The sequence below is a fragment of the Bradyrhizobium sp. TM233 genome, assembly GCF_036247965.1.
In the GTDB taxonomy this organism is placed as follows: domain Bacteria; phylum Pseudomonadota; class Alphaproteobacteria; order Rhizobiales; family Xanthobacteraceae; genus Bradyrhizobium; species Bradyrhizobium ottawaense.
Map to the genome: position 1 here is coordinate 900,748 of NZ_BTIG01000001.1, position 21,408 is coordinate 922,155.

21 protein-coding genes and 1 tRNA gene are annotated in these 21,408 nt (G+C 64.9%); 11 read left to right on the forward strand and 11 right to left on the reverse strand.

Annotation, left to right across the window (positions count from 1 at the left end; all coding sequences use genetic code 11):
- Together AABA86_RS04290 and AABA86_RS04295 are read right to left on the reverse strand one after the other, a co-directional pair.
- A complete protein-coding gene (locus tag AABA86_RS04290; RefSeq protein ID WP_338305846.1) occupies positions 1-2,172 on the reverse strand; it encodes a GumC family protein in 2,172 nt (723 codons plus the stop codon).
- A 126-nt stretch (positions 2,173-2,298) separates the two neighbouring features.
- On the reverse strand, positions 2,299-2,955 hold the full coding sequence (locus AABA86_RS04295; RefSeq protein ID WP_338305847.1) for a LysR family transcriptional regulator: 657 nt from the start codon (positions 2,953-2,955) through the stop codon (positions 2,299-2,301).
- A gap of 151 nt (positions 2,956-3,106) precedes the next feature.
- Here AABA86_RS04295 and AABA86_RS04300 point away from each other — a divergent pair, with 151 nt between their 5' ends.
- Positions 3,107-4,330 carry an MFS transporter gene (locus tag AABA86_RS04300; protein ID WP_338305848.1) on the forward strand — a complete coding sequence of 408 codons (1,224 nt, stop codon included), beginning with the start codon at positions 3,107-3,109 and terminating at the stop codon, positions 4,328-4,330.
- On the opposite strand, the gene AABA86_RS04305 is transcribed toward AABA86_RS04300, so the two are convergent.
- On the reverse strand, positions 4,327-5,370 hold the full coding sequence (locus tag AABA86_RS04305) for a zinc-binding dehydrogenase (RefSeq protein ID WP_338305849.1): 1,044 nt from the start codon (positions 5,368-5,370) through the stop codon (positions 4,327-4,329). The two genes, AABA86_RS04300 and AABA86_RS04305, sit on opposite strands and share 4 nt — an antisense overlap.
- A 13-nt stretch (positions 5,371-5,383) precedes the next feature.
- A complete protein-coding gene (locus AABA86_RS04310) occupies positions 5,384-6,049 on the reverse strand; it encodes a class I SAM-dependent methyltransferase (RefSeq protein ID WP_246550051.1) in 666 nt (221 codons plus the stop codon).
- A 445-nt stretch (positions 6,050-6,494) separates the two neighbouring features.
- Between AABA86_RS04310 and AABA86_RS04315 the strand changes: the two genes are divergently transcribed.
- From AABA86_RS04315 to AABA86_RS04325, 3 genes are all read left to right on the forward strand, one after another.
- On the forward strand, positions 6,495-6,980 hold the full coding sequence (locus tag AABA86_RS04315; protein ID WP_338305850.1) for a GreA/GreB family elongation factor: 486 nt from the start codon (positions 6,495-6,497) through the stop codon (positions 6,978-6,980).
- 10 nt (positions 6,981-6,990) lie between these two features.
- The gene (gene rnk, locus AABA86_RS04320) at positions 6,991-7,404 is read left to right on the forward strand and encodes a nucleoside diphosphate kinase regulator (protein ID WP_338305852.1); all 414 of its coding nucleotides are present in this window, start codon (positions 6,991-6,993) and stop codon (positions 7,402-7,404) included.
- A 105-nt stretch (positions 7,405-7,509) separates the two neighbouring features.
- Positions 7,510-7,929: a hypothetical protein gene (locus tag AABA86_RS04325; protein ID WP_338305853.1), complete on the forward strand. Its 420-nt coding sequence runs from the start codon at positions 7,510-7,512 to the stop codon at positions 7,927-7,929.
- Between the two features lie 138 nt (positions 7,930-8,067).
- On the opposite strand, the gene AABA86_RS04330 is transcribed toward AABA86_RS04325, so the two are convergent.
- From AABA86_RS04330 to AABA86_RS04340, 3 genes are read right to left on the reverse strand one after another with little or no spacing between them, the layout of a single operon-like run.
- The gene (locus AABA86_RS04330) at positions 8,068-9,093 is read right to left on the reverse strand and encodes a tripartite tricarboxylate transporter substrate binding protein (RefSeq protein ID WP_445083446.1); all 1,026 of its coding nucleotides are present in this window, start codon (positions 9,091-9,093) and stop codon (positions 8,068-8,070) included.
- Between the two features lie 22 nt (positions 9,094-9,115).
- A complete protein-coding gene (locus AABA86_RS04335; protein WP_338305856.1) occupies positions 9,116-11,203 on the reverse strand; it encodes an acetate--CoA ligase family protein in 2,088 nt (695 codons plus the stop codon).
- A 3-nt stretch (positions 11,204-11,206) separates the two neighbouring features.
- Entirely contained in the window at positions 11,207-11,998 is a 792-nt protein-coding gene (locus AABA86_RS04340; RefSeq protein ID WP_338306147.1) for an enoyl-CoA hydratase/isomerase family protein, read from the reverse strand.
- A gap of 160 nt (positions 11,999-12,158) precedes the next feature.
- Here AABA86_RS04340 and AABA86_RS04345 point away from each other — a divergent pair, with 160 nt between their 5' ends.
- Positions 12,159-12,929 carry an IclR family transcriptional regulator gene (locus AABA86_RS04345; protein WP_338305858.1) on the forward strand — a complete coding sequence of 257 codons (771 nt, stop codon included), beginning with the start codon at positions 12,159-12,161 and terminating at the stop codon, positions 12,927-12,929.
- Between the two features lie 63 nt (positions 12,930-12,992).
- Here AABA86_RS04345 and AABA86_RS04350 read toward each other — a convergent pair whose 3' ends face one another.
- The 4 genes from AABA86_RS04350 to AABA86_RS04365 all read right to left on the reverse strand — a co-directional run bounded on the left by AABA86_RS04350 (position 12,993) and on the right by AABA86_RS04365 (position 16,275).
- On the reverse strand, positions 12,993-13,895 hold the full coding sequence (locus AABA86_RS04350; RefSeq protein ID WP_338305860.1) for a hypothetical protein: 903 nt from the start codon (positions 13,893-13,895) through the stop codon (positions 12,993-12,995).
- Between the two features lie 59 nt (positions 13,896-13,954).
- Complete coding sequence (gene queD / locus AABA86_RS04355) at positions 13,955-14,311, reverse strand: 6-carboxytetrahydropterin synthase QueD (RefSeq protein ID WP_212246146.1); 357 nt, start codon at positions 14,309-14,311, stop codon at positions 13,955-13,957.
- Between the two features lie 84 nt (positions 14,312-14,395).
- Positions 14,396-14,472: transfer RNA gene (locus AABA86_RS04360), tRNA-Arg, on the reverse strand.
- Positions 14,473-14,775: 303 nt separating this feature from the next.
- The gene (locus AABA86_RS04365) at positions 14,776-16,275 is read right to left on the reverse strand and encodes a sensor histidine kinase (protein ID WP_212246148.1); all 1,500 of its coding nucleotides are present in this window, start codon (positions 16,273-16,275) and stop codon (positions 14,776-14,778) included.
- Positions 16,276-16,640: 365 nt separating this feature from the next.
- Here AABA86_RS04365 and rpmH point away from each other — a divergent pair, with 365 nt between their 5' ends.
- The 6 genes from rpmH (at position 16,641) to argB (ending at position 21,320) form a co-directional block, all read left to right on the forward strand.
- A complete protein-coding gene (gene rpmH / locus AABA86_RS04370) occupies positions 16,641-16,775 on the forward strand; it encodes a 50S ribosomal protein L34 (protein WP_008542748.1) in 135 nt (44 codons plus the stop codon).
- A 28-nt stretch (positions 16,776-16,803) separates the two neighbouring features.
- On the forward strand, positions 16,804-17,214 hold the full coding sequence (rnpA, locus tag AABA86_RS04375; RefSeq protein WP_212246156.1) for a ribonuclease P protein component: 411 nt from the start codon (positions 16,804-16,806) through the stop codon (positions 17,212-17,214).
- Between the two features lie 16 nt (positions 17,215-17,230).
- Positions 17,231-19,084, forward strand: coding sequence for a membrane protein insertase YidC (yidC, locus tag AABA86_RS04380; protein ID WP_212246158.1), 1,854 nt, complete (start codon positions 17,231-17,233; stop codon positions 19,082-19,084).
- Between the two features lie 115 nt (positions 19,085-19,199).
- Complete coding sequence (yihA, locus tag AABA86_RS04385; RefSeq protein ID WP_212246160.1) at positions 19,200-19,853, forward strand: ribosome biogenesis GTP-binding protein YihA/YsxC; 654 nt, start codon at positions 19,200-19,202, stop codon at positions 19,851-19,853.
- A complete protein-coding gene (locus tag AABA86_RS04390) occupies positions 19,853-20,218 on the forward strand; it encodes a DUF423 domain-containing protein (RefSeq protein WP_212246231.1) in 366 nt (121 codons plus the stop codon). The genes yihA and AABA86_RS04390 overlap by 1 nt, the downstream gene beginning before the upstream one ends.
- A gap of 214 nt (positions 20,219-20,432) precedes the next feature.
- A complete protein-coding gene (argB, locus tag AABA86_RS04395) occupies positions 20,433-21,320 on the forward strand; it encodes an acetylglutamate kinase (protein WP_212246162.1) in 888 nt (295 codons plus the stop codon).
- The last annotated feature ends 88 nt before the right edge of the window (positions 21,321-21,408 follow it).

Genomic DNA, 21,408 nt, shown 5'->3' on the forward strand with positions numbered 1-21,408 from the left:
TCAAACCGCAAGACCCAATGCGCCGCCCTCGGGGTGCGGCGCCTGCGAACCCGCAGGCGCATGATTGACGACGAGCCCTGTCGGCACGGTCTCATACCGCGACAGCGCCGCGGTCACCCGGCGCATCGCCGCCGAACCGAGCTCGCCGGCGCGCGCCACCAGGACGATCAGGTCCGCATGCGCCGCCAGCGCGATGGCGTCGGGCTGCAAGGCGAGATTGCCGGCATGGACGATGATCAGATCGAACTCCGAGCGAATATCGTCCTCGGGACTCGCATCGGCCTTTCGGCCGGCACTGAGAAGCTCGTCGATCGACTGAAGTCCCGCCGTGGTCGAGCCGTCGTTCCATTCGGTCACCGGCGGCTGGTGGCCTGCGAATTCCGGCTGCAGCCGGATCAGGACGCTCATCATGCCCCTGTTCACGGCGGCGCGGTTGAGCGAACGCGCGACGGTGTTGCCGCCGGCGCTCTTGCCGACCGACAGCACGAGGGCGACCTTGCAACCGCGCACCGGCACGCGATCGATCCGCTCGAGCAGCGGCCGCAGATAGGCGCCGAGATCGAGCTCCGCCGGGACGGCAATCGGTTTTTGCCAGACGGTGTTGGTGTTGGTCGCAGTCCCCTGCGCCAGATCGGGAATGCGGGCCCAGACGGGAAGGCGCGGCATCGCCTCGGGCCGGGGCGCGGCCGCGACGGAAGGCGGGATTTGCGCTTGGGCCTGCTGCTGGACTTGCCGGCCTTGCATGTCCTCTGCCGCCGCGTGCACGGCAGCCTCGGCAGGCGCGGGCCCGCCGGACATGCTCGTCATCGCAGCAATTGCGGCAGTCGATGTCAGCAGCGAGCCGATCGCCAGCGCCGCCAGCAGCAGAGCGAGCGGCGGACGGGTCGAGCGCAGCGGCGGAATGGCGGACGACGCGATCTTGGTCTGGGAGTTTTGCAGCTGACGCTGCTCACTGGTCGTCTTGAACCGCGACAGGAACTGCTCGTAGATGTTCCTGTTGGCATCGGCGTCCCGCTGCAGCTCCTGCAGCTTCACCAGCGCCTGGCCGTCGACCAGCATCTGGGTCTCGACCGTCTTGAGCTGCTTTTCCAGCGCGTTCTGCTGCTCCAGCTGAGCCTCATATTCGGACTTGGCGGTATCGATGTTCTTCTTCCGCTCGACCTCGATCTGCCGGTTGATATCGGCCAGCTGGCTGTAGGAGATCGCGAGATCGGGATGGCGCTCGCCATACACCGCCTTCTTCTGCGCGATCTGGTCGTTCAGCGTCGAGCGCTGCGCACGCAGCATGCTCAAAAGGTCCTGCTTCACGGGACCCTCGACATTGGCCTTGAGATCGCGTTGCACTTGCTCGTAGCGCGCCTTGGCTTCCTCGGTGCGAAGACGTGCGGCGGAGACCTGCTGATTGAGATCGGTCACCCGCAATTGCTGCGTGGTTGAATCCTTGCCGGCATTGAGGATCTTGTGCTCGAGCCTGAAGGCGGCGACGGCGTCTTCCGATGCGCGCAGCCGTTCGTTCAACGTCTTCAGCCGGTCCTTGAGCCAGTCGGCCGCCTCGTCCGTGGCCTCGGTGCGGACACGGCCCTGGCTGGCAACGAAGGCCGCGGCGATGGCGTTGGCGTAGTAAGCGGCGCGCTCGGAGCGGTTCGAGGTGAAGGAAATCGCAATGACGTAGGTGAGCCCGCGCCGCGTGATCTCGAGACGGTTGCGGAATTTTTCGAGCAGGCGCGTCATATCGGTATGACCGCCCGCGATGTCATCGTCATCAGCGATCTTGAGCTGCTCGATCAGGGGGCGGAGAAAGCCGTCCGATTTGGCGATCTCGATCTGGCTCTGAAGCGCCGCGGCGTCCTGGCCGATGCCCGGCAGCACCTCCTGATCCGAGGTCACGCGCAGCTCCCGGGGATCGAGCACGACCAGAGCCGTCGCGGCGTACCGGACCGGCAGAACCATCAGAGCGACGACGCCGAGGGCGAACAGCGCCAGCGCCAGCGTCAAAATCCGCCGGCCGTTCTCGCGCAGGAAAGACAGCACGCCGGTAACGGTCAGCGAGCCCTTGATAAGTGCCGGCGCGGCGCCGTCAGGTTTCATCCGCGCAGCCCGCGGCGCTTCCCACGAAGCCGCAGGCTCCGTCGGGGCGATGCTTCGCGGAGTTGCGCGGCTACCGAACGCCATGGGCTCGACTCGAAATCAACTGACAGACGAAATTCAGAGGCTTTCGACACCGTAAATATCCATGGTTAACCGGCGGTTACGGCCGGCGTGCGAAGCCGTCATGGCAAAACCTGCGAACAGGCTCGTTCAGGCGGAAAAGAACGGCTTGGATGGTCTGCGTGCCGGCCTTGCCGCACTGGCAGCCAGCGGCGCCCTCGGCGTGGCCGGCCGCGCGCGCTCGACATCGCCAAGCAGGCAGGACCGCAAGGTTTCGATCTCCGGACAATCTGCGGTGCCGAGCGGACCGATCAGGAAGCCGCTCTGCAGGGGCTCGCATTTGTAGCCGGGACAGCGCTGCACCCTGTCCGCAATCACGACGTCGACCTTGCCTTCGAGCAGCTCGTGCAGCCCCGCCGGCTGGCTGATGCGAATGGCGAGCTGGGGCTCGGCCCGGCGGAACTGCGCCAGCCGCGCCCGCAACGCATCGACCGCAAAACTGGCGTGGAGCCCGATATGCAGCAGGCTTGTGACGCCCTCGGGCTTGAGCTCGGCGGTGGCCTCGGCAAGGCAGCGAAACGCCTCGCGGACCCGCGCCAGATAGGTTTCGCCGGCAGAGGTCAGAATGATCTGCCGCGTCCGCCGCTCGAACAGCTGCACCCCCAGCCGCTCCTCCAAGAGGCGGACTTGCTGGCTGACGGCACCGGCTGTGACGTGCAGCTCGTGAGCGGCCTGCTTGAAGCTGAGATGACGGGCGGCGGCCTCGAAGGCGCGGAGGGCATTGAGTGGCGGCAGCAGATACGTCATGGCCGGCTCCGGGCGATGCGGGGAGGCGGGCAGGATGCATGAGTTTTGCTCGCGCGACAAAAGAGAAATCCTGCTTTGTCGCCGGTGGCGGCGAGCGATACCCCAGGGCCGGTCTCCATGCAGCCCGAGGAAACCCGCCGCAGTGCCTGACATGCCGTCGATCGAAAATTCCTATTCCTGGATTCGCCTCACCGTCTCCATGGCCCTCAGCACACTGGGCTGCGTCGGCATGTGGTCGCTGGTCGTGGCGTTGCCAGCGGTGCAGGCCGATTTCAACGCGCCGCGCGCCGAGGCGACCCTGCCCTACACATTCGCCATCATCGGCTTCATGATCGGCGGCATCGTTATCGGCCGCCTGACAGATCGCTTCGGCATCCTGCCGCCGCTGGCCGGGGGCACGGTCCTGATGAGCCTCGGCTACGTCCTCACCGCCTTCGCTCCGAACCTGTTCGTGTTCGCGATCATCTCAGGCGTCACGATCGGGCTCGGCGGCGCGGCCAGCTTCGCGCCTTTGGTGGCTGACGTCTCGCTGTGGTTCGACAGACACCGCGGCCTTGCCATTTCCCTGGCGATGGCCGGCAGCTCTCTTGCCGGCGTAGTCTGGCCACCCATCGTCCAGCATGCCATCGCCGCGCATGGTTGGCGGCAGACCCATATCGGCATCGGCCTGTTCTGCCTCGCAACGATGCTGCCGCTTTGTCTGGTTCTGCGGCGACGGCCGGTCCTCCACAAGGCTGCGCGCGAGGCGGCGAGCCGCGGCAGCACGATGCAGGCGATCGGCCTGTCTCCCAGCGTCACCCAGGGCCTGCTGGCCCTGGCCGGCATCTGCTGCTGCGTCGCCATGGCGATGCCGCAGGTCCATCTCGTCGCCTATTGCGGCGACCTCGGCTACGGCTCTGCGCGCGGCGCCGAAATGCTGGCGGTGATGCTCGGCTTCAGCGTGGCGAGCCGCTTTGTTTTCGGCTGGCTGTTGAACCGCATCGGCGGCCTGCCGACCTTGCTGCTGGGCTCGGCGATGCAGGCCATGGCACTCGCGCTTTATCTGCCGTTCAACGGGCTGGTCTCGCTTTACGTCGTGTCCGCCATTTTCGGCCTGGCGCAGGGGGGCATCGTGCCGAGTTATGCGGTGATCATTCGTGAGCTGTTCCCGGCCCAGGAAGCCGGCTTTCGCGTCAGCCTCGCCATCTCGGTCACGCTCGCCGGCATGGCGCTGGGGGCCTTTATGGCCGGCGCGATCTACGACTGGACCGGCTCCTACGCGTCGGCGCTGGTCAACGGCATCGCCTGGAATGTCGTGAACATGGCGATCGCGGCCTGGCTGCTGCAGCGCCAGCGCCAGCGCCGACGTATCGTCGGCGCCTTCGCTCCGGCCTAGCTGATGTTCAGCAGGATCCGCCCCGAGGTGCCGCTGCGCATCAGGTCGAGCGCGTCGTTGACGTCGTCGAGTGCGAACTCGTGGGTCACGATCCCGCGGTAGCTCACCTTGCCGGCGTCGCTCAGGCGAACGAGCCGCGGGATGTCGCGCGCGGGCTGGCATTGCCCGCCTTCCGAGCCCTTCAGCACCTTCTCGAAGTGTAACGGCAGCGTGTAGATCTCGGCCTTCTCGCGGGGAACGCCGACCAGGATGCAGCGGCCTTTCTTCGCCGTAATCTCGTAGGCGAGCTCGATCAGATTCTTGACGCCCGTGGTCTCGACGACCTTGTCGGGTCCGTCGGCCCCGGTGATGGACCGAACCGCGGCAGCGACATCCTTGACCGCTTCGGAGTTGATGGTGTGGGTGGCGCCGAAATCCTTCGCCATCGCCAGCTTGTTGTCGAGGCGGTCGATCGCGATGACGGGATAGGCGCCGACCATCGCGGCGAACTGCACGATGTTCAACCCGACGCCGCCGACCCCGAACACGACGACGGCTTCGCCGATGGCGATCTGCGCGTCGTTGTTGACGACGCCGAGTGCGGTCGTCACCGCGCAGCCGAGCAGCGGCGCGCTGGTGCGGTCGATCGTGGCCGGAACGGGCGTGACACGGTTCTCGGAGACCACGGCATATTCGTTGAAGGTGGTGACCCAGCCCGCATTGAGGCGCTTGCCGCGCCAGGAATAGGCCGGCGTGTTGGACTGGATGCCCTTGCCGGGCCGCCAATGCATGACGACGGTGTCGCCTTGCTTGCAGGAGACGACGCCGGGTCCGGTTTCGACGATCGTGGCCAGCGCTTCGTGCCCCAAAAGGTGCGGCAGGAATTTGTCGACGCCTTTGACGGCGTCGATCTCGTTGATTTGCGCGCCGCAGATGCTCGACGTGTGCACATGCGCGAGCACCTGGCCGTGTTCGAGCCTGTCGGGCAAGGTGAACTCGTCGACGATCAGCGGCTTGCCCGATTCGACGAGAATGGCCGCCTTGGCAGTCTTGATGTCCATGAGGAGCGCCCGATCACTCGAAATAGATGAATTCGTAATCGCCGGTGTAACCGAGCTTGCCGTACAGCCAGATCCATTCCGACGTATGCAGGATGGACTCCGCCGTCAGCGCCCAGCATTCGAGGTTGTGCAATTCGGCGACGTTCCGGTAGCCCTCGACCATGACGTATTTGTTCTTGCCGACCCGCTCGACCTCCTTGAGCGCCGCTTCGAGCTCGTAGAGCCGGAGATTGTGCAGGGTGCCGAGCGAGATCACGAGGTCGAAGCTCTTGTCGCCATAGGGATAGATGTCCTGGGCGCGGTAGTTGAAGAGGTAGGGCTTCACCTGCTCGTGCGCATTTTCGAGGCCGTGCTTGGAGATATCGAAGCCGACGACCTTCAAGCCCGGCAGGATCTTCTGCATCTCGTACAGCAGAAAGCCCTTTCCGCAGCCGACGTCGAGCACGCTGGAGCCGTCCTTCAGGCCGTAGGTCTCGATCAGCGCCTTGGCGACCGGCGCCCAGCGCCCCTCGATGAAACGATAGCCGCCATAGCCGAAGCGGCGGTCGCCGTCCCAATAGTCGGCCTCGTATTCCCGCGCCTTCAGCGAACAGCCGATCTTGTCGTCGTTCATGCGGCCCATGTAGTCGCGCTTCGTCGCCGTATGCAGCGGCGTCACGATATTCAGTAGTCGTCCCATTGAGCCCTCAGATTCCAACACGCGCTGCGATTGCCGCGACCGGCTGGGGAGCCCTGAGTCGCGACTTGCGAGTCGCTCTAGCATTGGTGATCGTGATCATCATTGCTTCAGATCAATGATGGGGGATCCTGAGACGGGACCGTCAGCCGCCGGCGGAGGTTCCGTTGCTGGCGGCTGAGCCGTGGACTCTGCAGCTCGCATCGCCGCCAAATCATAGACTGCCGGCGACGGTTCGATCGCTCGCGACTGTGCGGTTTCGCCGCAATGTTGTCAGTGAAATGAATCACTATAGTCAGGACGTCATGGCATATGTCGTCGACATAGATGCGCGCACCGCGCGCTTTGGTCTTCACGCCGGCCGCCTCCAAGCAGGCGGTTAGCCGGACGGTGTTCGCGCCGTCCGGGCTCTTTTCCAGCTTTCGTGACCTCCATTCGAGAGGTCGTATTGAAGCAGAAGGAGTGTGCCGTGCTGCCTCTTCCAAAAATCGCGCTCACCGCATCGGACTATCCGCGACTCGAACAGCTTGCCCGCCTTGCCGCCCAAAAAGGCGACCTGGACGGGATATTCCTCATAAGTGAGATCAACCGCGCCGACATCGTGCCGAACGATTGGGACGATCTCCGTTCGCGGGTGACCGTGGGGTCATGGGTCACGTATTGCACGAATTGGGGCGTTCCGCGTCGCATCGTGCAATTGGTCTGGCCCGAGGAGTGTTGGTCGGATCCCGCCCGCATTTCGGTCCTGACACCTTTGGGGGCCGCTTTGATCGGCCTGAGGGTTGGCGACCAAATGCCATACCTCCTCGCCGGCTGCCTGAACGTCGTCAGGGTTCAGAGCGTCACCCGATCAAGCCCCAACGTCGTCCCTCTCTTCCGGGCTCATCGGCGCAGCGAGCCGCTCGATGACGATCCCGGACCAACTGCAGCATAGGAGACATCAAATGCACAACTTCGAAGCCGAGATTCGGCGCGACCAGCCGGCGTTGCCGCCGATCAAGATCACTGAAGACGAATCGCGGCGTCTCAGCTCGCTGGCGAATTCGACCATGGATCTGTTTCCCCGTGTCGCCCAGTTTCTGGCGCGCGAGCTGGAGCGCGCGTCGGTCGCCGCAGAGAGCGATTTGCGCGGCGTGGTCAGGATGGGCTCCAAAGTGACCTATCGCGATGACCAGACGGGTGCGAGCCGGGAGATCATGCTGGTCTATCCGCACGAGGCGAATATCGAGCTCAACCGGATCTCGATCCTGACGCCTGTTGGAGCGGCCCTGATCGGCCTCTCAATGGGGCAGCGGATCGAGTTCGAGACGCCCGACAAACGCGTCAAGAGGCTGACCGTCCTCGCCGTCTCCGAATGAGGAAGGCAGATACGACGGAGCATAACGCTCGTGCGATAGCGGCACGCCGCCGGATGGCGGGCCGCTGAATCGCCGGTGATCTCGTAAGAGTTCCACGGACGACCCGTGGCGGAAGTTGTTGCCGCGCAAGTTGCTTCCGAGCTTCGTCAGGCATGCTCCGGCAGAGCGAACTCGAACGAGCACGGCGCTGAGCGGCGGCGTCACAAGAACACCGCCTCGCGTCCGCAATTGACTCTCGCCAGGCAGACAACGGAAACCGCCATGAAAAGCATCAGTGCCGGCCAGATCGCCCTGTTGGTCGCTCTCGGAGCCATGTTGATCCTCACGGGCGTTTGGGGATTTTCAGTCTGGGGAGCCAGCAGCGGGGTCGAAATGGGCAAGCATGGCTGGATCGCGCTTGGCCTCGGAGCTTTCTTCTCCCTGCTCATCGGCTGCGGGCTGATGGCCCTGATGTTCTTCAGCAGCCGCAGCGGTCACGATGATGTCGCCGATCCCTTCCGCCGGCGTGACGGTGAGGACAGCTAGGAGCAAGGCGCGCTCGCGCGACGTTTCGTATCCTCCAGGGACCTATCTGGGCTACGACGGTCTGCGTCACTCCTGCCCATAATGGGCACGCGGCAATGTGCTCTCCGAGGGTCTCAAAAGCGATTCATGCGCGGCTCGCTATTGCACCTCGATGTTGGCGTCCTTGACCAGCTTGCGCCAGCGCTCTTCCTCCTGCCCGACATAGCGATCGAGCTGTTCCGGAGCGCCGCCGACCATGATCAGGCCTTCGTTGGCCTCCAGTTTCTTGAAAGCACCGGACTGAACCGCCTTGGCGATCGTCTGATTGAGACGCGCAATCACCGGAGCGGGCGTCCTGGCCGGAGCGTACAGTCCGTACCAGGACTCGGCGGCGTAACCGGGAACCCCGGCCTCGGCGACCGCAGGCAATTGCGGAAATGCCGCCGAACGTTCGGCGGACGTGACAGCCAGCGCCCGGAGCTGGCCTGCAGCCACCAGCGAGGCCGCGCTGGCCACCGTGGTGAACATCACGTCGATCTGTCCCCCTAAGAGATCGCTGATCGCAGGCGCGGCGCCCTTGTAGGGCACAGCCGTCATCTTGACCTTCGCCATCGCATTGAACAGTTCGCCCGCGAGATGAGCCGAGGTGCCGGTGCCGAACGTTCCGAAATTGAGCTTGCCGGGATTGGCCTTGGCTTCAGCGATCAAATCCGAGATCGAGTTGATCTTGGAGGCCGGATTGACCACGACGATATTGAAAGACCGCGCGATCAGCGAGATCGCCGCGAAATCCTGGTGCGGATCGAACGGCAGCTTCTTGTACAGGCTCGGGTTGACCGCGTGCGCGAAGGTCGCCATCAGAAGCGAATAGCCGTCGGGCTCGCTGGTGGCCACCGTCTGGGTCCCGATGATGGTCCCGGCGCCCGGCTTGTTCTCGATGATGACGGACTTGCCGAGGTCCGTCTGGATTTCCTGCGCGGTCGTTCGCGCGATGATGTCGGTCCCGCCGCCGGCTGCGAAGGGCACCACGATCTTGATGATCTTGTCGGGATATTCGGCGCGCGCCGGCGTCAGTCCGAGCCCCGCGACGACAGCGCAGGCGAGGATGGCGAGACCTCGCCGACGCCGCATGGCGTAACCGTTTCCGCGAGCTCGGTCGTGCTTGATGATATCGCCACAGGCCATCTAAAACTCCATCCGATTTTGTTCAGACATCGAGAACAACCAATCCGTCGGCCGCCTTCACGCCCTGGCCCGCCGGCAATACGAACACCGGATTGATCTCCGCCTCTGAAAGTCGATCACCGAGCTGCGCAACCATGCGCGAGAAAGCGACGACCGCTTCCGCGAGCGCTTCGACATCGCATGTCGGCCGGCCCCGAAAACCGTCCAGCAACGGCCAGGTGACGAGATCGCGCGCCATCGCTTTCGCCTCGGACAGGCTGAGGCCGCCTTCCGGCGGAAGCAGGCGCATCGTCGTGTCCTTGAACAACTCGGCCGCGACGCCGCCCATGCCGAGAAGGATGGCCGTTCCCAGGGGATCGCGATGCATTCCGAGAATGATCTCGACGCCGGCTGAAATCATCTCCTGAACCAGGAATTGGGCGGGCCGCGTCCCGGCCCTGGCCTCGACCTCATCCGCCATCGCCGTCAGGCGGCTGCCGATCGTCTCGGCAGTCAGGTTGACCGCGACGCCGCCGACATCGCTCTTGTGCGCGATCTCGCGCGAGAGAATCTTGAGCACGACCCGGCCGCCGAGGTCGCGCGCCGCCTGCTCCGCTTCCCGCGCCGTTGCGACCACTTTTTCTGCAGCGACAGGAATCCCGAAGCGGGCGAACAGCGTCTTTGCCTGTGCTTCATCGAGCGAACCAGTCGGGAAGTCGCTGATATCGGCCGTCGTCAGGGGCGAGCTGGATGTCTGGACGTGCTCCGGCATTCCGGCCCGCAACAGCCCGTCGAGCGCAGCAGCGCAGCTCTCGGCGGAGGTGTAAGCAGGGACGCCGCGCCGGGTGAGGACGGAAACCACCTCGGGCGCGTGAGGACTCACATAGGCAATGACCGGCTTGTCGCTGAGCGGCAGGCAGTCGTGGATGGCATCGGCCATCAGGCCCGGCGATCCCACCGCTGACGAGCCGGCAATGACGACCAGCGCATCGTAGGACGGACTTGCGAGCAGGATGCGGATCGCGGCACGAAGCAGATCCGGCTGCAGACCGGCCAGGGTCACATCGATCGGATTGCGATCGAGATTGGCTTGCGGTCCCGACTGCAAGGCGCGCAATTGCGCGGCCGTCTCTGCGTCGGGGGCGGGCGTTGCAAAGCCGGCGATGCCGAGACTGTCTGATACGATCGTGCCGGCGCCGCCGGTCGAGGTGAGGATCGCAACACGCCGGTCAGACAGCTTCCGTCCCACGCTGAGGGCTGCGGGAATGTCGAGCAGGTCTTCGAACGTCCTGGCGCGGATCACGCCGAGTTGCCTGAACAAGGCGTCGTACATGCGATCGGAACCGGCCAGCGCGCCGGTGTGCGACACGGCCGCTTGTGCGCCTGCCTCCGATCGACCGATCTTGAAAGCGACGATTGGCTTGCCGGCGCGTCGCGCTTTCAGGACCGACTCGCGAAAGCGAGATGGATTGCGGATCGCCTCGACATAGAGCGCAATGACGCTGGTTGCGCTGTCGCCGGCGAGAAAGTCGATGAAATCAGCGAGCTCGAGATCGGCTTCGTTGCTGGTCGATACCAGCTTCGACAGCCCTACCCCGCGCGCCGCGGCGCGCGACAGCAGGGCGCCGAGAATGCCACCGCTTTGCGAGACCAATCCGATGGACCCTGCCGGGAAGTCATCCATCGCCAGCGCGCCCGACGCCGAAAGCACGATATTGTCAGTGAGATTGACGAGGCCGATCGTGTTCGGCCCGAGGATGCGCATGGAGCCGGCGGCCTGCATGAGCTGCTTCTGGCGCGCGGCGCCTTCCGCCCCTGTTTCGGTGAAGCCGCTGGCGAGAACGATCGCCGCCGCGGCCCCCCGCTCGGACAATTCGCGCACCGCGACGTGCGCGCGTTCGGCGCCGAGCAGGACAAGGCCGACGTCAGGCACATCAGGCAGAGAGGCGATGTCGGGGTAGCAGGTCAGACCGCCGACGTCCGCGACCCTCGGATTGACGGGATAGATCGCACCCGTAAATCCGTGCTTCCGGAGATAGGACACCGGCCGCCCCGACGTCTTGCTCGGGTCTGCCGACGCACCGATGACAGCGACGCTGCGGGGGCGGATCAGGCGTTCGATCGCATCCATCGCTCAATCCTTCGACGCGGATTGCGCAAGGAACGCCGTCACGGCGTCGCGATGCTCTGCGCTGGTGTAGCAGATGGCCTGCGCCTGGCTGCCGAGACTGAAAATGTCGTGCGCGGAATGCTCGAACGTCTCGTTCAGGATCTTCTTGCCCAGCGCAAGCGCAGTGGGAGAGCCCTGAGCCAGTTCGACCGCCCAGGCCTGCGCTGCCGACAGCAGCTCCGTTGAGGCCACCTTGCGATCGACGATGCCGAGCGCGAGCGCTTCGTCGGCCTCGACGACGCGGCCGGTAAAGATCAGCTCCTTTGCCTTGGGAAGCCCGACCCGTCGGGGCAGGAAATACAGGCCGCCGCCGTCGGGGATCAAACCTCGCTTGATGTAGGACCAGGTGAATTTCGATCGCTCCGTGCCCATGACGAAGTCGCAGGCCAGCGCGGTGTCGGCACCGAGACCCGCCGCGGCGCCGTTGACGGCGGCGATCGTCGGTTTCGGCAGCCCCAGCAGGAACGATTGCACGTGATGCACGCCCTGCTGACGGCTCCATCCGTTGAATGCAACCTCGCCCTGCGGCGCCGCGAGCCGGCGCTTCATTCCGCTGATGTCGCCACCGGCGCAAAACGCGCTGCCGCGCCCGGTCAGCACCAGGGCCTTGATCGCTTTGTCGCGGGCCACGGCTTCGAGCGCAGCGACGAACTCGGCGCGCATCTCGTCGCTCATGGCGTTGCGCCGGTCCGGCCGGTTGAACGCAATCGTCGCAATACCGGTTTCGACGGAAAATTCGATGAGCTGATAGGACATGGCAGGCTCCGTTCGGGCTCCCGAATGCCGATTTCGGGCCGTGCCGTTTCCGCGTTGGGCCCCAGCGCGGCCGGGCATTCTTCTTCCCTGTGCTGATAGCGGCTTGCGCCTCGCGGAACATCCCCCTATTTCCACTTAGTGGAAATGACGGAGGAGCCGGATGGCGCGCAGATATGCGGGCGGGGTTAATGGCAACCGCTCGCTCGAACGGGGCGTCGAAATCCTCAGGGCGTTCCGGCCCGGCGTCGACACGCTGGGCAACGGCGAGATTGCGGAGCGAACAGGATTGCCGCGATCGACGGTCAGCCGGCTGACGCGAACGCTGGTCAATTCCGGGATGCTCGACGAAGTCCTTAACCAGCGGACCTATCGCCTTGCCGCGTCCGTCATCAGCATCGGTCACGCGATGCGAACGGGGTCACCCGTGCTCAACGCGATCGGACCGATGATGCGGGCCGAATCGGCCAAGCGCCGGCTCAACGTCGGGCTCGCGACCGCGGATCGGGCCATGATGGTCTATCTCGAGTCGATCCGCTACAGCCCGCGCGCGGCGCTGCGCAACGTGGTTGCCGGCCAGCAGGTCCCGATGGAGTTGACGTCGCTGGGTCGCGCCTATCTGGCCGGCATTGCCGAGGCCGAGTGCGAGCGGTTGCTGAAACTATTCAAACGGCGCAGCGCTGCGGCCACGAAGGCGCTGCTTGCGGACGTCAGGACATCGATACGCTCGGTCGAACGCAACGGCTATTGCGCGGTGTCGTGGCAACCCGGCGTTCTCGCCGTTGCCACGCCCATCGTGCTGGACGGGCTTCCGGTCTACGCGCTCAACATGAGCCTGCAGAATGTCGATCGGTCCGAGGCGCTGGCGAGAGAGATCGGCGCCTACCTCAACGCCTTCGCGGCCAAGTGCAAGGACGTGCTGGCGGGCCGGTGAAGCCGGTCGGCCGCGGCGTAGGCGCTTGGCCAGTCGCCTATCGGAAGAGATCACCCGGCGCCGTTACAATTTTCCATAGACCCTCCCCGCGACCGCCTTCAGGCGCTCGACCGAGCCGGATTCCGGATGCGGCTTGACCGGCGCGAACAGGATCGAAGCCTGCCTGCCGTTCTTCCAGACATAGATGGTGACGGCGTTGCCGTTGCCCTTGGTGCAGGAATGCTCGCCGAACGCCTCACTGCCGAGCTCTTGTATCGCCGCGTGCTTGCAGGGGCCTGCGCGTTTCATCATGCCGATGGCGGTGTCGCGCGAGGTCGCGATCACCGCGACAGTCATGGTGTTGGCCTCGCGATCGAACATCATGCAGCTGCCCGCGCCGGTGCGCTGGACCGTCAGCGTGCTTGTGTCGAGAAAGCCATCGGCATCCGCGGCCGTGAGCCACTCGCAATTGCCGAACCGCTCGCTGCTCTTGCTCACGCTGGCGATGGCAACGCGCGCGGCTTCGGTGAGCGGCCCGAGCAGCGCATCGTCGGCACGCCGGCCGATCGGATAGACGGTGATCTGCAGAATGTAATCGCCGGACAAGGCGACGACCGAGGCCTCCTGGCGCTCTGCGCCGGCCGCGCTCGTTCCGCCCTGGCCTTCGTCGCCAATCCCCGCGACTGCGTTGAGCGGCATGCGCTCGGCCAGCGTCTTGACGAAGGTCGCGTACAATTCCCTGGCGCGGTCCTTGTCGGGATTGCGGAACACGGACAGCATCATCGTGTCGCCGCGCCCGGCCTGGTAGATGCAGCCGCGGCCGTCCTGATTTGAAATCAGCGACCATTTGAGCGCCGGCATCGCACGAGCGAGCTCCTGGGCGCTGATGAACGGGCAGGTCTCGGCCGCGGCTGCGGGAAGCACCGGGGCGGCTGCGATGGCAAGGAGCAGAACGAGGCAGGAGAACAGACGATCAATGGTGCGCATGCGACGTACTTACTACCGAAATGGCGCCCCCGGAACGGCGCGAACGGCGCGGGCCGTCGTCACTGCCCGTTATATTCGGCCCAGCAGTCCGCCGTCTCATAGACCCGGACGGCCGACAGCTGCCGAAGGCTCGGCTTCAACCGGTCCCAGATCCAGATCGCAATATTCTCGGCGGTCGGGTTCTCGAGGCCTTCGACCTCGTTCAGGCAGTGGTGGTCCAGTGCGCCCATGATGTCGGCGAAGCTTTTTTCGATGTCGAAGAAATCCGCGACGAAGCCGGTGTGCGGATCGACCGGTCCGTCCAGCTGGACCTCGACCCGATAGGAATGACCATGCAGCCGCCGGCATCGGTGGGTCTCAGGCACGTTCGGCAGCCGATGCGCCGCCTCGAACTTGAACGCCTGCGATATCTTCATTCCGCTCCTCACACGGCGTAGCCATCCGGTCTCGGGCCCGTCTGGCGACCAGATGCTGCTTTGTCCTGACCTCTCGTCGAAGAATGGCGCGCCCGGAACGATTCGAACGTCCGACCCTCAGATTCGTAGTCTGATGCTCTATCCAGCTGAGCTACGGGCGCGTTTTTCGCGAACAGTGCGGACCTAAGCCCGCAGGCAGCCTCCGGACAGCGCCGGAGGGGTGCGAAAGAGCGCTCTGACTAACCGCTCTTGCCCCGATTGGCAAGGTCCGGGATGGGGAGATTTTGCAAGGAAATGACGGGGGTCGGTGTCATTCCGGGATGGCCCAATGGGCCAGGCCCGGAATCCCTAACCCCGGCTGGCGGCTATGGATTCCGGGCTCGCGACGTCGTCGCGCCCCGGAATGACGGATAGATGGGTGCTCCAGACCCCGGAATGACGGAAGAAACTCGGCCTCTGGCCGACTACGCCCGCTGCCGCTCGTTGCGGATGGAGAGGAGCTCCACGGGGCGGTCGGGGATGACGATGCGGAAGGTGGCGCCGATGGTGCCTTCGACCAGGTGGATGTCGCCGCCATGGGCGCGGACCAGCTCGGCGGCAATCGCAAGGCCAAGGCCGCTGCCGCCGGGGCGGCCGGAGGTCTGGAACGCCTCGAACAGGTGCTCCCGGGTCTTCGGGGGGACACCGGGGCCGGTGTCGGAAACCTCGAGAATTGCGACGGCGCCCTCGCGTTTTCCCGTGATCCGGATCTGTTGCACTCCGCCCTCGCCGGAGGCGTGACTTTCCAGCGCCTGGGCGGCGTTGCGGACGAGGTTGAGCAGCACCCGGAACAGCTGATCGGGATCGGCATCGATCGCAAGCCCGCGATCGATCGCGGCGACCCAGGCGATCGAGGCGTCGGAGGCGAGGCCCGCGGTCTCGCGCACCTCCAGCACGACAGGCTCGATCAGGATCATGCGGCGGTCCGGCGCGGCCTCCTGGGCGCGGCCGTAGGACAGCGTCGACTGGCAGAAGGCGATGGCGCGCTCGAGCGAACGCACCAGCTTTGGCGCAAAGCGCTGCACCCGCGGATCGGGCACGCTGGCGAGCTGATCCGACAGCAGCTGCGCCGAGGCCAGCAGATTGCGCAGATCGTGGTTGATCTTGGACACCGCGAGGCCGAGCGCGGCGAGCCGGCTCTTCTGATGCAGCATCGACATCAGATCGCGCTGCATGTCCGACAATTCGCGCTCGGCAACCCCGATCTCGTCGCTGCGCTGGCTCGGCACGATGATCCCCGCCGAGCTTTCGGGGTTCTCGTGGAAGCCGACCAGGCTCGCGGTCAGCCGCCGCATCGGGCGCACGAAGAGATAATGGAGCGCGAGATAGACGAGGCCCGCGGTCAGCGCCGCGATGATCAGCGCGACCACCACGACGTTGCGGGAGAACCGGTACATCTGCTGCCTCAGCGGCAGCTCGTCGGTCACGATCTCGATGAACTGGGCCGTGCCGACGCCGGGCCCGACGATGCGGATGGCCTGGTTGCCGGTCTCCAGCATCATCCGGAACGAGCCGGTGATCGCCTCCCACGCCGTCATGTCGCGCAGGTCGATGTCATGCTCGATGGCGGTCGGCAAATTGTCGCTGGCGAGCAGCCGGCGCTGCTGGCCCATCTTGATGGCGACGGCGCGGGCATTGATACTTTTCAGGATCTGCCGCGACAGCGAATCGGGAACCATGCCGAGCGGCGCCGCGTCCAGCACCAGCGCCGCCGTGTTGGCGGCGGCGACGCGGTCGTTCAGCCGGTTGACCCAGAAGTTGGCGATGGCGGGCACATAAAGCAGGCTGGCCGCGATCATCACCAGGGGAATGGTGAGCAGCAGCAGCTTGCCTGACAGCCCGAGCCCGCGCGTCCCGCGGGGGCGCATCGCCGGCGGGTCCGGCTGATCCTGATCCTGGACCGGCTGGAGGTCTGTCGCTGCCACGAAATACGCCCTCGCTGCCTTTGGCGGGTGAAGGATTGGCGGGTATGAAGATGCGGCCCGACCCCGGTCCGGTCAAATTACGGATCGCTAATCTGCCGAGGTGGGATGTAAGCGCTGATATCGCGAGTCGCCACCTCAAGGGTTAAAAACCCCACACAAACAGCGATATTCACCGGAATCGTGCGCTTGTGCGGCGTTGACGAAAACAAGGCGCTCGCTTATAAGCCGGCCAAATTGTCCGCGATGACCCGGTGCGACACCGGGAGCGGCTCTCTTGGGGCCGGAAACGGCCCGTTTTGGGCCGCATCTTCCGGACTTTATCATCAATTCTACAGGCAAATTGCCCGGTCAGCGGAGAAAAACCCGTGAAGCGGACTTATCAACCCAGCAAACTGGTGCGCAAGCGCCGTCACGGCTTCCGTGCCCGTCTCGCCACTGCCGGCGGCCGGAAGGTTCTCGCCGCCCGCCGCGCCCGCGGCCGCAAGCGTCTGAGCGCCTGAGCCGGACCCCCTTTTCCGGGATTTCATCATGGATCGGCTGAGGCAGCGGGCGGATTTCCTCGCCGTTGCCAATGGCGCGCGGGTGAACAGTCCCGCGTTCGTCCTGCAAAGCCGCCCCCGCGATGACGGCGGCCCGATCCGTATCGGCTTCACCGTTACCAAAAAGAACGGCAACGCCCCCGCGCGCAATCGTATCCGGCGCCGGCTTCGCGAACTGGTGAAGCGGCTCGATCCGGTGTCGATGCAGCCCCATCATGATTATGTCCTGGTCGGCCGAAGGGACGCGCTCTCGCGCGACTTCGCCATCATGCTCGACGATCTGCGCATGGCGTTCACGAAGCCGGCGCGGCATACGCACAAAGGGCAGCCCAAGGCACCGTCGGAGCGACGCGGCCAGAGGCCAAGCCACGCTCCTGCGACCAGCCGCAAACCGGATTGATGACGAGACCCCAGAGATGACCGACAATCGCAATACCATCCTCGCCGTCATTCTGTCGGGCCTCGTCCTGATCGCCTGGCAGTATTTCTACAACGTGCCGGCGATGGAGAAGCAGCGCGCCCAGCAGCAGACGCAGGCCGAGCTTCAGAAAAACACGCCGCAGCCATCGGCCTCGGCGACGCCTGGCGCGGCGCCGCAGCAGCCGGGCAACGCCGCTCAGCCGGCAACGCCGGGCGCGAACCAGCAGGCCCAGCCGGTGGTGGCGCGCGAGGCCGCGATTGCAGCCAGCCCGCGCGTGAAGATCGACACGCCGCGAATTGCCGGCAGCATCGCGCTGAAGGGCGGCCGCATCGACGACATCGCGCTGGTGCAATACCGCGAAACGGTCGACCCGAAGTCGCCGCCGATCATCCTCTATTCGCCCTCGGGCACCGCGGAGCCCTATTACGCCGAATTCGGCTGGGTGGCGGCGACGGGCGTGACGGCAAAGATGCCTGATGCCCAGACTGTCTGGCAGCAGGACGGCAGCGGCAGCCTGACGCCGACGACGCCGGTGGTGCTGAAATGGGAGAATGGCGACGGCCTCACCTTCCGCCGCACCGTTGCGGTCGACGACCATTATCTCTTCACCATCAAGGACGAGGTGAGCAATGTCGGCAATGCACCGGTTACGCTCTATCCGTTCGCGCTGATCTCGCGCCACGGCGCGCCGCAGGTCTCCGGCTACTACATCCTGCATGAAGGCCTGATCGGCTATCTCGGCGACCAGGGCCTGCAGGAATATGCCTACAAGAAGATCGACGAAGCCAAGAAGGTGGACTTCAAGACCACCAACGGCTGGCTCGGCATCACCGACAAGTACTGGGCCTCGGCGCTGCTGCCGGATACCAATGCCCAGCTGCAGGCGCGCTTCTCGTCGAACCCGGTCGGCAACGTCCACACCTACCAGACCGACTACCTGCTCGACCCCGTCACCGTCGCGATCGGCGGCACTGCGACCGCGAATGCGCGGCTGTTCGCGGGCGCCAAGGAAGCCGGCGTCGTCGGCGTGTTCCCGTTCGCCGGCCTCGGCGGCTACAACAAGGAGCTGGGGCTGAACCACTTCGATCTCTTGATCGATTGGGGCTGGTTCTACTTCATCACCAAGCCGATGTTCCTCGGCCTCGACTTCTTCTACCGCTTCTTCGGCAATTTCGGCATCTCGATCCTGCTCGTGACCGTGATCGTGAAGCTCTTGTTCTTCCCGCTGGCGAACAAGTCCTACGCCTCGATGGCGAAGATGAAATCGATCCAGCCGCAGCTTCAGGCGCTGAAGGAGCGCTATCCCGACGACAAGGTGAAGCAGCAGCAGGAGATGATGGAGATCTACCGCAAGGAGAAGATCAATCCGGTCGCCGGCTGTCTTCCCGTGGTGATCCAGATCCCGGTGTTCTTCTCGCTCTACAAGGTGCTGTTCGTCACCATCGAGATGCGGCACGCGCCGTTCTACGGCTGGATCAAGGACCTCTCCGCGCCGGATCCGACCAACCTGTTCAACCTGTTCGGGCTGATCCCGTTCGATCCGACCACGATCCCGGTGTTCGGTCACTATCTCGCGCTCGGCATCTGGCCGATCATCATGGGCATCACGATGTGGTTCCAGATGAAGCTGAACCCGACGCCGCCGGATCCGACGCAGCAGATCATCTTCAACTGGATGCCGCTGATCTTCACCTTCATGCTGGCAGGTTTCCCGGCGGGTCTCGTGATCTACTGGGCCTGGAACAACACCCTCTCGGTGCTCCAGCAGAGCTACATCATGCGCCGCAACGGCGTGAAGGTGGAGCTGTTCGACAATCTCAAGGCGACGTTCGCGAGGAAGGCGACGTAGCAATCGTCATTGCGAGGAGCGAAGCGACGAAGCAATCCGGACTGTTTCCGCGGATGCATTTCTGGATTGCTTCGCTTCGCTCGCAATGACGAGGTAAACAACTGAAAGCCTTCGCATGACCGACGACAAAGATGCGAAGCTGATCGAGGCCGGGCGAAAGCTGTTCGCGCGCGACTGGCAGTTCATCTGGGCCTCGCCCTCGATCCAGACGCTGCCGCCGATGGCGGGGCTGGAGATCGCCTTTGCCGGCCGCTCCAATGTCGGCAAGTCCAGCCTGATCAACGCGTTGACGGGCCGCAACGCGCTGGCGCGCACCTCGCATACGCCGGGCCGCACCCAGGAGCTGATCTTCTTCGAGGTCCCCGGCAAGACCGACCTGCGCCTCGTCGACATGCCCGGCTACGGCTACGCCAAGGCACCCAAGAGCCAGGTCGCGTCCTGGACCGAGCTGATCCACAAATTCCTGCTGGGACGCGCCTCGCTCGCGCGCGTCTACGTGCTGATCGACGCACGGCACGGCCTCAAGGACGTCGACCTCGAAGTCCTCAAAACGCTCGACCGCTCCGCGGTCAGCTACCAGATCGTGCTGACCAAGGCCGACCAGGTGAAGGCCTCCGAGCTGCAATCGCGCATCGCCGAGACCGAGGCGGCGCTGGCCAAACATCCGGCCGCGTTCCCGAACGTGCTCGCGACCTCGTCACGCAGCTCGACCGGCATGGAGGGCTTGCGCGCCGCGATGGCGAAGCTGCTGGAAGAGCGAGCCTCGTGATGGTGGCGCAGCGCCTGCTGATCGGGCTTGCCGGCTTGATGGGCGCCGCCGGCGTCGCGCTGGCTGCCGCCTCGGCGCATGGCGGCGATGCGAGCCGGCTCGCCACGGCGAGCGCCATGCTGCTGTTTCATGCAACTGCCATACTTGCAGCTGTAGCCCTGCTCGCGCGCGGCCTTCTGCACGGCGGAATTGGCCTCATCGGCGCATTCGGCTTCGTGATCGGCGCAGCGCTGTTCGCGGGCGACCTCACCTTGCGGCAATTTGCCGGGCACTCGCTGTTTCCATATGCGGCGCCGACGGGCGGGACGGTGATGATTGCGAGCTGGCTGGCCGTGACGCTGGCCGCGGTGGTGGCGAAGAAATAGGTCTCGTGTCCCGGACGCGGTGCGGCACGCAGTGACGCTCCGCAGAGCCGGGACCCAGAAAGCCATAGGGCAAGTCGCGGATGGATGGGCCCCGGCTCTGCAGCGCACCGCTGAAGAAGCGCTGCGCAGCGTCCGGGGCACGAAGAGCACTTTGCGCCGCGCCCGCCAATCGGATAGAACGCGCACCGACAGTCCCGCCAGCGAGATCCGCGACATGACCGACATCTCCCCGCTCGACCAGGCCCGCATCCTGTCCGAAGCGCTGCCGCACATGCAGCAGTATGACGAGGAAACCATCGTCATCAAATATGGCGGCCATGCCATGGGCGACGAGGAGACCGCGAAGAATTTTGCCCGCGATATCGTGCTGCTGGAGCAGACCGCGATCAATCCTGTGGTGGTGCATGGCGGCGGGCCGCAGATCGCGACCATGCTCAAGCGCCTCGGCATCGTCTCGGAATTCGCAGCCGGGCTGCGCATCACCGATGCGGCGACCATCGAGATCGTCGAGATGGTGCTGGCCGGCTCCGTCAACAAGCAGATCGTCGGCTACATCAACGAAGCCGGCGGCAAGGCCGTGGGGCTCTCCGGCAAAGACGCCAACATGGTGAAGGCGACGAAGACGACGCGCACCATCATCGACCCGGACTCGCATATCGAGAAGGCGGTCGATCTCGGCTTCGTGGGCGACCCCGAGAAGGTCGACCTCACCCTGCTCAACCAGCTGATCGGCTACGAGCTGATCCCGGTGCTGGCGCCGCTCGCGACCTCGAAGGAAGGCCAGACGCTGAACGTCAACGCCGACACCTTTGCAGGGGCCGTCGCCGGCGCGCTGAAGGCCAAGCGCCTGCTGCTGCTCACCGACGTGCCCGGTGTGCTCGACAAGTCGAAGAAGCTGATCCCGCAGCTTTCCGTGAAGGACGCGCGCAAGCTGATTGCCGACGGCACCATCTCCGGCGGCATGATCCCGAAGGTCGAGACCTGCATCTATGCGCTGGAGCAGGGCGTCGAGGGCGTCGTCATCATTGACGGCAAGATGCAGCATGCGGTGCTGCTCGAGCTCTTCACCAACACGGGCACGGGAACGCTGATCCACAAGTGAGAGACGAGAACACGAGAGGCGCCGTCATGGCCGGGCTTGTCCCGGCCATCCGTGATCTTTCGTCTCGCAGCAAGAACGTGGATGCCCG